The sequence below is a fragment of the Ruegeria sp. AB6 genome (assembly GCF_056542685.1).
The window spans coordinates 216527-229930 of record NZ_JBQGAD010000004.1; the positions used below are offsets into that span (position 1 = coordinate 216527).

The window sequence follows — 13404 nt, forward strand, 5'->3', positions numbered from 1 at the left end:
TTGGAAAGGGCCGTCCTTTGGGGCGGCTTTTTCTTGTGTCAGATCAGGTAAAGCGCAAAGATCAGAACCGAAAACGCGGTGAACACAGCGGTAAAGCCACGCAACCACGCGGGGCTGTGCGTCAGGTCCAGATACTGCGCCAGGATCACGCGGGCTTTGATCAGCGCCAGCAGCAGGATACCCGCGCTTAAAACCGCCGCAGGCAGATGCAGCACTGTCAGGGCCGCAGACCCAAGGCTGAGCGCCAGCAGGGCAAGCCATGCGCGCGTCAGGTGATATCCGTGCGCCCCCTTCATCCCAGCAGGTAGATCACCGGAAACAGAATGATCCAGACCAGATCAACCATATGCCAGAATTGCGCGCCTGCTTCGATGTTTCGCGGGTCATCGCGCCATGCGACCATCAACAGGATCAGCACGCCAGCCAGTACATGCGCCGCGTGAAAGCCGGTCAGCAGGTAGTAGAACAGGAAGAACGGATGGGTCTCGAAACTGATCCCCTGCGCGGCCTTGTCGGCATATTCGGCCCCTTTGATGATCAGGAACACGACGCCCAGCATCGCCGCCCCGATCAACGCCAATCGCGCAGCACCCCGGCGCGTTGTCTGTCGCCAATGCAACGCCATCGCCGCCAGATAGCCCGATGTTACCAGAACCCCCGTATTCAGCGCCGCCCCCGTGCGATGCAGATGTGACTGCGCCTCGGCAAAGCCTGTCGGGTCGGTCAGGCGCACTCCCATGAACACGATTAGGCCCGCGCCGAAAACCAGCAGTTCCGAGATGATCAATACCCACATCAACAACTCGCCCGGAAGTTCGTCGATCAGAGAGCTGTCGCTCATGCGCCGACCAGTTGGCGGTAGATCTGCGGCAGCGCCATGGTCAGACGGTGCGGGTCGGGGATGACGGCGAAGCCGCCCTGCCCGAACATGCGCGGGAACCAGCTTTTGCCGGTTTTGTCGATCGTAACGCCAAAGACCGATTGCCCGGCGCGGCGCGCTTCGCGCACGGCCATACTGGTGTCTTCGATCCCGTGGCGGCCTTCGTAGTGGTCCAGATCGTTTGGTTTGCCGTCGGTGATGACCAACAGCAAGCGGCGTTTTCGGGATTGCGCCGCCAGATCGGCCGAGCAATGGCGGATCGCGGCCCCAAGCCTCGTGTAGTGACCTGGACGCAGCGAGGCGATGCGTTGTTCGACGGTGCAGCCCATCGGCTCGTCGAACTGTTTGCAGCGTTGCACATAGACGCGCTGGCGTTTCAGCGAACTGAAGGCGTGGATGGCGAAATCGTCGCCGCAGGCATTCAGGCCCCAGGCGAGTGCGGCCAACGCCTCGCGTTCGATGTCGATTACCGCGCGGCCTGTGACGGCGCTTTCGGTCGAGCGGCTGACATCCAGCAGGATCGAGACCGCCAGATCGCGCGCCTCGGGGCGGGATTGCATCCAGATGCGTTCATTGCCTTCGCCGCTGGCGAAGCGGTCCGTTTCTGCGCGCACGGCTGCTTCGATATCCAATTGATCACCGTCCAGATGGCCTCGAGTCATCACGCGGCCGGGACGCAGGGCCTCGAACTGGCGTTTGACGGCGCGGATGCGGCGGGCGGTGGCGGGGTCTTTGCCAAACTCGGCGGCGTCGTCGCGGATATCGGCGTCGGACAGCAGGACGTTCACATGGTCGGGCAGGTATTGGCCGGTGCGCACGTCCCATTCGGGATAGAGGATGCGGCCAGACAGCCGTTCGCGATTCACATCCTCGGGAGCCAGGTCCAGATGCAGTTTCAGCTTGGTGGGCGGGGCTTTGGAAATCTGGCCCAACCCGATCTCTTCCTGATCGTCCGCGGCTTTCTTGGCGTTGTCGGGGTCGTCATCGTCGATGCGCCGGTTGATGTTCAGGAACTCAGCCCAGCTGAGGATGGCTTCGAACTTATGCAGGATGAAACTGTCACTGCGGTTCGCCTGATCCGATTTGCGACGGCGAGCGCGGTGGGTTTTTTCGCCGGATTCCTCGGGTTCACCTTCACTGTCGGGGTTCTCGACCTCATTGTGTTCGGAAAAGCCGACGGTGCGCAGCTCTGGCCACAGGGGCACCGGGCGAAAGCGTTGATAGCCGCGCGGGGCCTCAGCCTGAAGGTCCAGATAGGCGCGAGCCCGGTCGGACAGCGGATCGGGATCGCCAAGCATGTTTCGGATGATGCTTTCAACCGCCGCTTCGGCAGGGGGCAGATCGGGGACGCTGCGTTGATGCAGCAAACCCTTGCACAGCTCGGCATATAGCGGGCGCAGGCCGGGGGCGTCTTCCAGGGTGTCCCTGACCATCTGCCGGGCCGCAGCCAGCGCGCGCAGATCAGCGCGCAGCAGGTCGGTTTCGTCTGTGCGGGTTCCGGCATGGGCCGCTGCAGCGGCCAGCCAGACATAAAGCGCACCATTGGCCTCGCGCAGCGGATAGACCGCTAATCGGTCGGGCAGACGCAGAACCTCTCCGTCGAACGAGGCGCGCGGCATCAGCTCGGCCTCGGTCGCCAGTTTGCGGCGCCAGCTTAGACGGTGGCGTGAAATCTCGGGTGAGACCGGGCGCAATTCAACGCCCGGGCTACCCCCAAGTCCTCGAAAGAGGACGGCCAGCCGCCCCGCGACCTCTGAGAGGTCGACCGCGGCTCCATCATGCACCTTGGGTGCATCGAGGCGGCTGGCAAGGGTGTGCCACAGTTTCCCGATCGTTTCTTCGGGTTCCCATGGCTCAAAATCGATCCTGACCATCGGCCGGCCTCACCCAAAGACAGCCGTGACAAGATCGAGGAGCCCGCGTTTGATATCCTCGTCATCTGTCAGAGGTTCAACCATAGCGGCAAGGATGGCGCGGTCGGTGGACATGCCCTGTGCGATCAGTGTCGCGGCATAGACGACCAAACGGGTAGAAACGCCTTCCTCAAGGTCCTGACCCTTGAGTCCGCGTAGCTTGTTCGCCAGCCGGATCAGCGGCTTGCAGCGTTCCAGCGACAGGCCACTTTCCTTGGCGACAACTTCGGCCTCCATTTCAGGTGACGGAAAATCGAACTCCAGCGAGATAAACCGCTGCCGGGTCGAGGGTTTCAGGGTTTTCAGGATATTCTGGTATCCGGGATTGTATGAGGCGACCAGCATGAAACCGGGCGCGGCCTCAAGTTCCTCTCCCGTGCGGTCGATCGGCAGGATGCGCCGGTCGTCGGTCAGCGGGTGCAGCACGACGGTGACGTCCTTGCGAGCTTCGACCACCTCATCAAGGTAGCAGATCGCTCCTTCGCGCACCGCGCGGGTCAGGGGGCCGTCGGCCCAGACGGTTTCGCCGCCCTTCAGCAGATAGCGACCGATCAGGTCGGCGGCAGCCAGATCGTCATGGCAGGCCACGGTATAAAGCGGGCGGCCAAGCCGAGCGGCCATATGGCCCACAAACCGGGTCTTGCCGCAGCCTGTCGGGCCTTTCAGAAGAACGGGCAGGTCGTTGTTGTAAGCGGCGCAGAACACATCGCATTCATCGCCTTGGGGCAGGTAGAAGGGGGCGTTTGCCGCCCCCTCACTCAGTTTAATGGAACCGTCCATATCCATCACTCCGCAGGGGTTTCAGCTGCGCCGGGTTCAATCACCTCTTTCCGGGGAACCCAGAGCGAGTAGATGAACAGCAGCGCGCCAAGGACAACGACCACACCAGACCCCAGACGCATCCAGTAGAAGATCGCAATCTGGTCCTGCACATCCATGAAGTAGTCTCCGACCACCCGCTGCATGTGTGTCTGGACGGTGCCACCGAAGGTCAGCACGAAGGTCATGAAGACCATGCCCGAGGACATCAGCCAGAACGATCCCATGTTCAGCACCTGATTATACGGATCACGGTTTTTCAGGATCGGCATCGCATAGCTGAAGATCGCGAGGTTGAGGCAGACATAGGCGCCGTAGAAGGCCAGGTGACCATGGGCCGCGGTGATCTGCGTGCCGTGGGTATAGTAGTTCACCCCGTGCAGCGTATGCAGGAAGCCCCAGACACCGGCACCAAAGAAGGCCAGCGTCGCACAGCCCAGCGACCACAGCAGAGCGGCTTTGTTGGGATGGTCCCGGCGGCCTTTCCAGACCATGACGAAGGCGAAGGCCATCATCGCGAAGAACGGGATTACTTCGAGGCTTGAGAAGATTGACCCGATCCACTGCCAGTAACCGGGTGTACCGATCCAGTAGTAGTGGTGCCCTGTGCCAAGGATGCCAGAGAACAGCGCGGCGGCGACGATGACATAGAGCCATTTCTCGACCACCTCACGGTCCACGCCTGTCAGCTTGAGCATCAGATAGGCCAGGATCGACGCCATGATCAGCTCCCACACGCCTTCAACCCACAGGTGGACGACATACCACCAGTATTGCTTGTCGAGCGACAGGTTGCCGGGGTTATAAAAGGCAAACAGAAACAGCAGCGCCAGACCCCACAGACCCAACAAAAGGATGTTGGTGATCGCGGTCTTCTTACCCTTCAGCACGGTCATCGACACGTTGTAAAGGAAGATCAGCGCGGCAACGACGATGCCGGCCTTGACCCATTTGGGTTGTTCCAGGAACTCGCGTCCCTCTTTACCCAGCAGCCAGTTGCCTTCGAACAAGTTGAACGTATAGGTCAGCACCACGCCCAGTGTTCCGAGGATCAGGATCGCCAGTTGCGCGTAGGCCAGCGTGGGCGAATGAATTTCGCGTTCCGCCTCTTCGGGGATCAGAAAGTACGCCGCACCAAAGAAGCCGGTAATCAACCAGACGATTAGGGCATTGGTATGCAGCATCCGCACGATGTTGAACGGCAACAGATCAGCCAGGAAGTTCGGAAACACATAGATCAGACCGGCCAGCAGGCCGCCGATCACCTGGATCGCGAACAGGCCCATTGCGAATGCGAAATACGCGTAGGCCACTTTTTGGGATTCATATTTCATTGTTCCGGTTCCCTTCTCAGCCCGCCTCGTTGGGCGGCCAGTCCTGAGCGTCAATATTGTCCGTCCAGATCAGGAAGTTCGCCAGATCGCGGATCTCTTCGTCGCTGAGGTTGAAATTGGGCATTTGCCGGCGACCGGGAATGCCGGTCGGCTGCGCCTCCATCCAGCCCTTGAGGGACTCAAAGGCCGATTCCGGGTCGTCCAGCACGCCCCAACGGGTCATGACGTTGCCGACTTCGGGGGCATAGTATGCGCCCTCGCCCAGGATCGTATGACAGTTGATACAGGCGTGTTTTTCCCAGACATGTTTGCCCCGGACCACGCTTTCATCCAGCTTGGCGGTGTTTTCCGACCGCAGGATATACAGATGGGAATGGGCCGACAAAGCCAGAAAGATGAGGATAAAGAACAGGGACCCGCCGTAGAATATATTGCGAGCCATGCTCTTGGTCATGACTTCACGCATTGCGCTCTCCTTTGCGCAGATTAGCTAGTATGGGCAGAATGGAGATTGGGCAGGCCCGGCTCCTTAACGAAAGTCAAGCCTGTGGGATTTTACGCGGATCGGGCTGCGCGGGCGCCCGTCAACGCGGGCCACATCGCAAGCAGATACAGGGCAAAAGCCGCAACCCACAGCCCGTCCGACAGCAGCATCGCCACCAGATAGCCCGCGTTCAGATCGGTGCCGATCCAACGGGTCAGCGCGGCGACGGCCATCAGCCCGTAGGCCACCACCATCGGTCCCGGCGCGACCAAATCGCGCCCACTGTGACCCAGTGCGGCGCGGCTCATGACGGCCAAGGTCATACCCCCAACACAGCCGATGCCTAATACGTGCAGCGCGGCGACCTCATTGCCCAGGCCAAGCCCGGCCAGACCCCATAGGATCAGACCCAGCGCCAACATGCCCAGCCCCAGATGCAGCGCCAAAAGGATCGGTTGGTGCAGAGTCCAGCGAGTGCGCCAGCGTGCCATGCGCAGAACCTGAACCCCACCCAGCAACAGGGCCAACGCCGCGGCAACCCGACCTATGCCGAAGACCAACACGCTCAGCGGCAGGGTCAGCGCCAACACCATCCCCGCCCTGTCCAACGCCGCGACAGATACCGGCCACTCCGCCTCGGGAACAGCGGCACGTTTCATGGCGTTGCGAGTAAAAGCTGGCGTAATCCGTCCTCCTAAAATGGCGATCATCGCACACAAGGTCAGCAAACCTGCGCGCAGGCCGGTTTGCAGCGTGTTTTCCGTCACCCCCATCCATTCCAGATGCGTTAACAGATCCGCCACCCAGATGAAGACCAGCAACAGCAGAAAAATCATGTTTTGCGGCTTCGGCCGCCGCATCAGCTGAGTCGCGATCTTGGCCGCCAGTATCGGCACAAAGGTCAGATCGACCGCCGCAACCAGAACCGGTGATATCATCCCTGAAAACCACATGGCCATCCGCCCTGCCAACCACATTGCGGCAGCCAATGTAATGAACCGCACGCGCGCGTCCGCCGCTCCTGTCCAGTTGGGAACTGCCGTCAGAAAAAACCCACCAAGCGCTGCGGTGGCATAGCCGAAAACCATCTCATGCGCATGCCACATTGGGGGCGTCATCCCGTAGTTCGGTGCCAGATAGGGCACGCTTAACCACAGACCCCAGACCAACCCGACAAATAGGCCGTAGAGCCCAGCGGACAGAAAGAAAACGCGAAACCCTTCCCCAAATACGCGGGTTATGATTGTGGGCATGGCTGCTCTCCTTGACGGTTTTGGTCATCCTATCAAGGCGCTCAACCGCACTGCTTAACCAAAGTCAAAACCCGGCAAACATGCCCGTAAGACTCAGATTTTACTGCCGGATTTTCAGGTTTTTTCGTGACTGACGACAAATTGCCTCGGCACTGTTGACTTTCGTCAAGGATCACCGGTCGCCGATGTCTCAGGCTTGGACCTGCCTCACCAGCAAACGGAGAGTGATCATGTCACTTGGAATCAGCTACAATAAAACCGGTCGCGCCTTTGGGGTCGGTTTGGCGATGCTGCTGGGCAGCGTCGCTGCACCTGCCCTGGCAGAAGAGCCAACCCTGAGCAAAGAAGCCTTTGAATCCTCGAAACAGCTGTACTTTGAACGCTGCGCCGGTTGTCACGGCGTGTTGCGCAAAGGGGCAACAGGCAAAAGCCTTGAGCCTGTGGTCGAGAAGAAAAATGACGATGGCACCGTCGCCGTATCCGGTACCCTGAAACTGGGTCAGGAACGGCTTGAGAAGATCATCGCATGGGGTACCGAAGGTGGGATGAACAACTTCTCGGACGTCATGACCGAGGACGAAATCCGCGATATGGCGACCTACATCCAGATGGAGCCGCCCAAGCCGCCCGAGATGTCGCTGGAACAGATGATGGCGACCCGCAAGGTCTATGTGGAACCCGAAGATTACCCGACCGAGCCTCTGCATGGCCGCAACTGGGAAAACTTCTTTGTCGTCATTGAGCGTGACGTAGGCAAGGTGGCCGTGATCGACGGTGATACCAAGGAAGTGCTGGCGCATATCCCAACCGGCTATGCCGTGCACGTTCTGAAAGCGTCCGAGCACCATAAACTGGAAGAACCGGAAAATCCGGGCCGCTTCTGGTACACGATGGGCCGGGACGGCAAGATGACCAAGATCGACCTGTGGCAGAACCCTGAAAACATGCTCGTGGCCGAAGTCACCATTGGGTATGACGCCCGCGACGTGGCTGTTTCGGGTGACGGTAAATACGTCATCGGTGGGGCCTATTGGCCGCCGCACTTTGCAATCGTCGATGCCGAAACCATGGAGCCGAAAAAGGTTGTCTCAACCCGCGGTGTGAACGTGGACGGGGACTATGTGGAAGAAAGCCGTGTGGCCGCCATCTACACCACCCCGAACGAGCCCACATGGATTGTCGCCGTCAAGGAACTCGGCCAGCTCTGGCAGGTGGACTACACCGACCTGGACAACCTGCGGATCGACAAGATCGACAGCGCCAAGTTCCTGCATGATGGGTTCTTCGACCCAACCGGTCGCTACTTCCAGATCGCCGCAAACGCGTCGAACAAAATGGTTGTCGTCGATACCCAGACTCACAAGCTGGAAGCACTGATCGACACTGCGCCGCTGCCGCACCCCGGCCCTGGTGCAAACTGGGATGACCCGAATTGCGGTCCTGTTGCAGGCACAACCCACCTGGGCGAAGGCACGGTCACCGTTTGGGGTAACGACCCCGAAGGTCACCCCGATCAGGCATGGCAGACCTGCTATGAAGTTGAAACCGATGGACCCGGTCTGTTCATCCGGACCCACCCGGAATCAGACTATATCTGGGCCGACCAGACCAAACACCCCGAGCCTGAAATTCAGCAATCGGTGCAGGTCATCGACAAGGCCACCGGTGAGATCGTGAAAACGATCCAGATCACCGAAGAGGAAGGCAATGTCGCCGTCCACTTCGAGTTCAACCAGGACGGCTCCGAGGTCTGGGTCTCCAAGTGGAATCGCTCGACTTCGAAAGAGCCTAACGGTGAGATCGTGATCTTCGACGCCAAAACGCTGGAAGAGAAAGCGCGCGTGAAAGGTCTGTTCGCGCCGACTGGCAAGTTCAACGTCTACAACCGGTCGAACCACGTCACCTGACGGGTTCAGCACCAAACACCGGAAAGGGCGGGCCCCTCGCCCGCCCTTTCTTCGTTTGACTTCTCATCAAAATCCACAGGCCTGACACCCAGGGCCAGAAAAGAAAGCCATAACGGAGACTGGATATGACCTCCGAACCGGAAAAGAAAAAACCAATCTGGCGCCGGTATTTCCTGTGGGGAATGCCCGTGGCTGGAATCGCCGCGGCCTTTGTCGGCGGCATCATCTTCTGGGGCGGGTTCAACACCGCCATGGAAGCGACCAACACCAAGGAATTCTGCGTCTCGTGCCACGAGATGCGCGATTTTGTTTACGAAGAATACACCGGAACGATCCACGACGTGAACCGTTCAGGCGTTGGCGCCGTCTGTTCCGATTGCCACGTGCCGAAGGACTGGACGCACAAGATCATCCGCAAGATCAAGGCGTCTAAAGAGCTGTATGGCAAGATGGTCGGTACCATCGACACGCGCGAGAAATTCGAAGCCAAGCGCGTGCACCTGGCGATGAACGAGTGGGAACGGATGAAGGCCACAGACTCGCGCGAATGCCGTAACTGCCATGATTTCGAATCCATGATGCCCGAGTTCCAGAAACCCCGCGCACGGCAGCAGCACTTGAACGCGATGACCGTCGGTCAGACTTGTATCGACTGCCACAAGGGGATTGCCCACTCGGATGCCCGTGATCGGGCGGACGAGGAGTATCTGGAAGAACTCGAAGCGCCGAACCCTGCATTTATCCGCGAGATCCCGGCCGAATATCTGGCCAGTCTGGAACGGATCGAAACCAAAGAGGCCGCAGAGGCTGAGGCTGAAAAAGCTGCACGCGTCGCGCAGCAGGAAGCCATCCAGGCCCAGATCGCGGCGGCCGTTGATGCTGCTCTGGCCGAACAGCAAGCCGGCAGCGACAAGACAGCCTCGGCAGGCGGCAGCGATGTTGGCACGAATATTGACTGGAATGCGGTCGCCAGCGCTGACATGAAACTGTTCTATCCGGGGCAGGCCTCGTTCGAATGGGTGCAGAATGGTCGGTCACATGGGGGCGCACGGCCTTTGACCAAGGGCGGCGACAAATGCACGACCTGTCACGCCGCCGAGTTGGACGCGATCGGCAACAAGATTGTTGCCGGGGGCGAGCTTGAACCGACACCGATCCCCGGCAAGCGCGGCGTGATCGACGCGACCGTACAGGCGGCCCATGATGACGAGAACCTCTATATCCGTCTTCAATGGCCGGATGCGGGCCACAACCCTGCGCCCTTCGTGGATGGTGGCAAGATGGACCCGGACAACCAGATCAAGGTGGCGATGATGATCACCGGCACGGGTTTCGAAATGGGCGATCAGGTGGGTTGCTGGGCCTCGTGCCACGCCGACAACACCTATATGCCCTTTGATCCGGGTGCCGAGGCGATTGCCGCCAATGGTGACTTCTCCAGTCGCATGACCGCACAGGACACCGTGACCAAATACCTCAGCGAAAGCCGGACCGAGATCGACACCAAGGGCCGCCGGGGCAAGCCTCTGGGTGGTTGGGACAAGCTGCACGCGGCTGAACAGATCGAGCAGTACCTGGCCGATGGCACCTATCTGGACCTGATGCGCGTCTATGCCGATGGCAGCGCCACCAACGGCTATCTGTTGGAACAGCGCGTGGTCAATGACGGCGAGATTGCCGCCTCGGCCAGCCTGGACGCGGGTATTTGGACGGTGGTCTTCACCCGTCCGCTGAACTCGGGTGCTGCCGGTGATGTGCCGCTGGAAGCAGGCCAAACCTATACGGTCGGTTTTGCCATCCACGATGACTTTGCCGCCGCCCGGTTCCACCACGTGACGCTGGATACCAGCCTGGCGCTGGACGACGACAGCGCGTTCATCAACGTGGTTAAACAGTAAACGGCAGGGGCCGGACGATCCGGCCCCTTCCCCAAAGAAGAGGAGATTTGGACGATGAAACCCCAACACCTTCTTCCCGCCCTGCTGCTTCTGGCTGCGCCCGCATGGGCGGATGACACTGCCGAACTCTGCGCCGAAGCCGAAGACCGCTATGTTGAGCTGTTCGGCCAGCCCTCATCCGCGGTCGAGGATGCCGAGGTGGTGTTGATGTACAAATACACCTTCTGCCCGGTCGACCTGACGGTCAAACCCGGGACCACGGTGCGCTGGGTCAATGTGGACAAGCGCACCAGCCATTCGGTGTTGCTGAAAGATGGCAGCGAGCCCGAAAGCGACCGGCTTTTCCCCGAGGAATCGGTTGATCTGTCCTTCCTCACCCCCGGCCCGCAGGACTACCTGTGCGGACCGCATTGGGAGACACAGAACATGATCGGAATGATCACCGTCGAACCCTGAGCCGAGGCAACCATGCAGGCAGAACAAAGGAGCGCGGGCGCAAATCCCGCGCTCCTTAACTTTAGTCAAGGCAAGGCGGCCGAGAATGCGGGAACCTTGGGGCAAGACACGCCCGGCCTGCCCAGCAACGTCCCAGACACGCAGCGCGATTCCGGGTTCCGACTACATTCAGATCAAGCGAGTTAGCACATGAGCGGTAAGGTTTTTCTGATTGGCGCAGGCCCCGGCGACCCCGAGCTGATGACTCTGCGTGCGCTGCGGATGCTGAAGGAAGCGGATGTGGTTGTGTACGACCGTCTTGTTTCGGCCGATATTTTGAACCTGCACGCGGATGGCGCGCGGTTAGTCCCCGTGGGTAAGGCGCCCAAATGCCATACGGTGCCGCAAGATCGGATCAATGAAATCCTCGTCGACGAAGCCCGCGCCGGTCACACAGTCGCGCGCCTTAAGGGCGGCGATCCCATGATCTTTGGCCGTGGCTCTGAAGAGGCCGCCTATCTGATGGACCGTGGCATTCCTGTCGAATACGCGCCGGGGATTACGGCGGCGCAGGGGGCATCGTGCTCCACTGGCGTGCCGCTTACCCATCGCGGGATTGCTACGTCGGTGCAATATGTCACCGGGCACCGGCAGGCCGACAAGGTGCTGGATCTTGACTGGAAACGGCTGGCCGACCCGGACTCGACATTGGTTGTTTATATGGGCGTCGCCAATATCGGCCAGATCGCCATAGGCCTAATGACCGAGAACCTGCCCGGATCAACCCCGGTTCTGGCTGTCGGCAAAGCGACGACCCCGAATGAGCGCCGCATGGTGTCCCGGCTGGATCGGTTGGCGGCGGATGTGCGCGAGGCTGATCTGAAAGCGCCTACGCTGTTCATCATCGGCAAAGTGGTTTCGCTTTATGCCGAAAAGCCTTTGGCAGAGCTGTTGGAGCAAGCACATGGCTAGTCTCGCCCATCGCCGACCAGGGTTTCGCGACGTCGCGACGACCCGCAGTGCAGGCTGGACCGCGCGCGCCGCTCTGACAACCGCCGTGCTTGTGGCCACAACCGCCTTTGCCGCCGACACGCTGGACCCCAACGCCCTGAAACGGCTGGTCCACCAAGATTGCGGCTCGTGCCACGGGCTGTCGCTAAAAGGTGGACTTGGGCCCGATCTCCGACCTCAAAATCTTGAACACTATGACGCCGAAATTCTGACAGGCGTGATCCATGACGGCATCCCAGACACCGCAATGCCCCCATGGCGACCCTTGATCAGTGAAGAAGAAGCCGAATGGATCGCCCGTTACCTGTTGCAACAGGAGACCCAATGAAACACCTCATCCTCACCCTTGCCGCGACCCTCTTGATGACCACGGCGCAGGCCGAACCCACAGCCACCGGAGATCTGGGCCTTGTGATCGAACGGGCCAAGGGCTCGGTCCTGCTGGTCGATCAATCCGACCGCGCCGCGCTGGCCCGGATCGAAGGGCTGGGCGACCTGTCCCATGCCTCGCTGGTCTATTCGCCCGACGAACGCTTTGCCTATGTGTTCGGGCGTGACGGAGGGCTGACCAAGGTTGATATCGTCACCCGCCAGATCGTGAACCGCGTGGTGCAGGCGGGCAACGCCATCGGCGGCGCGATTTCGGACGATGGCAAACTGGTCGCCGTATCCAACTATGAACCCGGCGGCGTGCGGGTCTTTGATGCGGATACGCTGGACGTGGTCGCCGACATCCCCACCGACAGCAAAACCATCGGTCTGGTCGACGCGCCTGGCCGCCGGTTCGTGTTCACCATGTGGGACACGGGCGAGACCTGGATTGCCGATTTCGCCAAAGGCCCACCCGCAGTCACCAAGATCCCCAATATGGGCAAAAACCCCTATGACGCGCTGATCACCGCCAATGGCCGCACCTATATCACCGGCCTGTTTGGCGAGGACGGTCTGACTGCGCTGGACTTGTGGGCCGAGACGCCCGAACCCATCCGCGTGCTGCCCAATTACGGACGCGGGCAAGAGAAAATGCCAGTTTACAAGATGCCTCATCTGGAAGGTTGGGCGCTGTCGGGCCGCGAATTCGTGCTGCCCGCCGTGGGTCATCACGAGGTACTGTGGATCGACGCCGACACCCTGACCGAGACCGGTCGCACACAGACGCACGGCCAACCGGTTTTTGCCATGGCACGTCCTGACGGGCGGCAGGTCTGGGTGAACTTTGCCCACCCGCTGAACGACACGGTTCAGGTGATCGACAGCGTCAGCAAAGAGATCATCCACGAATTCAAACCAGGACCCGCCGTGCTGCATATGGAATTCACTCCGCGCGGACATGAGGTCTGGATCAGCGTGCGCGATGCCAACAAGGTCATGGTCTACGACACGCAAAGCTTCGAGAAACTACGCGAGATCGAGGCCGACAGTCCCTCTGGCATCTTCTTCACCGCACGTGCGCACAAAACGGGGCTGTAG

The 13404-nt window shown here is 60.3% G+C and carries 13 protein-coding genes; 6 read left to right on the forward strand and 7 right to left on the reverse strand.

Translation table 11 applies throughout. From position 1 onward, the window contains the following. Positions 1 to 38: 38 nt before the first annotated feature. From ACR0DB_RS10970 to ACR0DB_RS11000, 7 genes are all read right to left on the reverse strand, one after another. Positions 39 to 296, reverse strand: coding sequence for a cytochrome C oxidase subunit IV family protein (locus ACR0DB_RS10970; RefSeq protein ID WP_480550805.1), 258 nt, complete (start codon positions 294 to 296; stop codon positions 39 to 41). After that, positions 293 to 841, reverse strand: a complete 549-nt coding sequence (locus ACR0DB_RS10975) for a cytochrome c oxidase subunit 3 (RefSeq protein ID WP_480550807.1) — start codon at positions 839 to 841, stop codon at positions 293 to 295. The genes ACR0DB_RS10970 and ACR0DB_RS10975 overlap by 4 nt, the downstream gene beginning before the upstream one ends. Continuing rightward, positions 838 to 2754 (reverse strand): nitric oxide reductase activation protein NorD, encoded by a 1917-nt coding sequence (locus ACR0DB_RS10980; RefSeq protein ID WP_480550809.1) that lies wholly within the window; start codon positions 2752 to 2754, stop codon positions 838 to 840. The genes ACR0DB_RS10975 and ACR0DB_RS10980 overlap by 4 nt, the downstream gene beginning before the upstream one ends. Positions 2755 to 2763: 9 nt before the next feature. Then, positions 2764 to 3573, reverse strand: coding sequence for an AAA family ATPase (locus tag ACR0DB_RS10985; RefSeq protein ID WP_480550811.1), 810 nt, complete (start codon positions 3571 to 3573; stop codon positions 2764 to 2766). Positions 3574 to 3578: 5 nt separating this feature from the next. Next, complete coding sequence (locus tag ACR0DB_RS10990) at positions 3579 to 4946, reverse strand: cbb3-type cytochrome c oxidase subunit I (protein WP_480550813.1); 1368 nt, start codon at positions 4944 to 4946, stop codon at positions 3579 to 3581. 16 nt (positions 4947 to 4962) lie between these two features. Continuing rightward, positions 4963 to 5412 carry a c-type cytochrome gene (locus ACR0DB_RS10995; RefSeq protein ID WP_170771892.1) on the reverse strand — a complete coding sequence of 150 codons (450 nt, stop codon included), beginning with the start codon at positions 5410 to 5412 and terminating at the stop codon, positions 4963 to 4965. A gap of 89 nt (positions 5413 to 5501) precedes the next feature. Further along, on the reverse strand, positions 5502 to 6683 hold the full coding sequence (locus tag ACR0DB_RS11000; RefSeq protein WP_480550815.1) for an NnrS family protein: 1182 nt from the start codon (positions 6681 to 6683) through the stop codon (positions 5502 to 5504). Positions 6684 to 6913: 230 nt separating this feature from the next. Here ACR0DB_RS11000 and ACR0DB_RS11005 point away from each other — a divergent pair, with 230 nt between their 5' ends. The 6 genes from ACR0DB_RS11005 (at position 6914) to ACR0DB_RS11030 (ending at position 13404) form a co-directional block, all read left to right on the forward strand. After that, a complete protein-coding gene (locus ACR0DB_RS11005) occupies positions 6914 to 8590 on the forward strand; it encodes a cytochrome D1 domain-containing protein (protein ID WP_480550817.1) in 1677 nt (558 codons plus the stop codon). Between the two features lie 125 nt (positions 8591 to 8715). Then, positions 8716 to 10488: a NapC/NirT family cytochrome c gene (locus ACR0DB_RS11010; RefSeq protein ID WP_480550819.1), complete on the forward strand. Its 1773-nt coding sequence runs from the start codon at positions 8716 to 8718 to the stop codon at positions 10486 to 10488. Between the two features lie 54 nt (positions 10489 to 10542). Continuing rightward, entirely contained in the window at positions 10543 to 10944 is a 402-nt protein-coding gene (locus tag ACR0DB_RS11015; protein WP_480550821.1) for a cupredoxin domain-containing protein, read from the forward strand. A 189-nt stretch (positions 10945 to 11133) separates the two neighbouring features. Then, entirely contained in the window at positions 11134 to 11895 is a 762-nt protein-coding gene (gene cobA / locus ACR0DB_RS11020; RefSeq protein ID WP_170771884.1) for a uroporphyrinogen-III C-methyltransferase, read from the forward strand. Then, complete coding sequence (locus ACR0DB_RS11025) at positions 11888 to 12262, forward strand: c-type cytochrome (protein ID WP_480550823.1); 375 nt, start codon at positions 11888 to 11890, stop codon at positions 12260 to 12262. The genes cobA and ACR0DB_RS11025 overlap by 8 nt, the downstream gene beginning before the upstream one ends. Beyond that, entirely contained in the window at positions 12259 to 13404 is a 1146-nt protein-coding gene (locus ACR0DB_RS11030) for a cytochrome D1 domain-containing protein (RefSeq protein WP_480550825.1), read from the forward strand. The genes ACR0DB_RS11025 and ACR0DB_RS11030 overlap by 4 nt, the downstream gene beginning before the upstream one ends.

Excerpts from the sequence above, each read along its gene's own strand:
- ACR0DB_RS10970 (WP_480550805.1), bottom strand. The coding sequence starts at position 296 with ATGAAGGGGGCGCACGGATATCACCTGACGCGCGCATGGCTTGCCCTG.
- ACR0DB_RS10975 (WP_480550807.1), bottom strand. The coding sequence starts at position 841 with ATGAGCGACAGCTCTCTGATCGACGAACTTCCGGGCGAGTTGTTGATG.
- ACR0DB_RS10980 (WP_480550809.1), bottom strand. The coding sequence starts at position 2,754 with ATGGTCAGGATCGATTTTGAGCCATGGGAACCCGAAGAAACGATCGGG.
- ACR0DB_RS10985 (WP_480550811.1), bottom strand. The coding sequence starts at position 3,573 with ATGGACGGTTCCATTAAACTGAGTGAGGGGGCGGCAAACGCCCCCTTC.
- ACR0DB_RS10990 (WP_480550813.1), bottom strand. The coding sequence starts at position 4,946 with ATGAAATATGAATCCCAAAAAGTGGCCTACGCGTATTTCGCATTCGCA.
- ACR0DB_RS10995 (WP_170771892.1), bottom strand. The coding sequence starts at position 5,412 with ATGCGTGAAGTCATGACCAAGAGCATGGCTCGCAATATATTCTACGGC.
- ACR0DB_RS11000 (WP_480550815.1), bottom strand. The coding sequence starts at position 6,683 with ATGCCCACAATCATAACCCGCGTATTTGGGGAAGGGTTTCGCGTTTTC.
- ACR0DB_RS11005 (WP_480550817.1), top strand. The coding sequence starts at position 6,914 with ATGTCACTTGGAATCAGCTACAATAAAACCGGTCGCGCCTTTGGGGTC.
- ACR0DB_RS11010 (WP_480550819.1), top strand. The coding sequence starts at position 8,716 with ATGACCTCCGAACCGGAAAAGAAAAAACCAATCTGGCGCCGGTATTTC.
- ACR0DB_RS11015 (WP_480550821.1), top strand. The coding sequence starts at position 10,543 with ATGAAACCCCAACACCTTCTTCCCGCCCTGCTGCTTCTGGCTGCGCCC.
- cobA (WP_170771884.1), top strand. The coding sequence starts at position 11,134 with ATGAGCGGTAAGGTTTTTCTGATTGGCGCAGGCCCCGGCGACCCCGAG.
- ACR0DB_RS11025 (WP_480550823.1), top strand. The coding sequence starts at position 11,888 with ATGGCTAGTCTCGCCCATCGCCGACCAGGGTTTCGCGACGTCGCGACG.
- ACR0DB_RS11030 (WP_480550825.1), top strand. The coding sequence starts at position 12,259 with ATGAAACACCTCATCCTCACCCTTGCCGCGACCCTCTTGATGACCACG.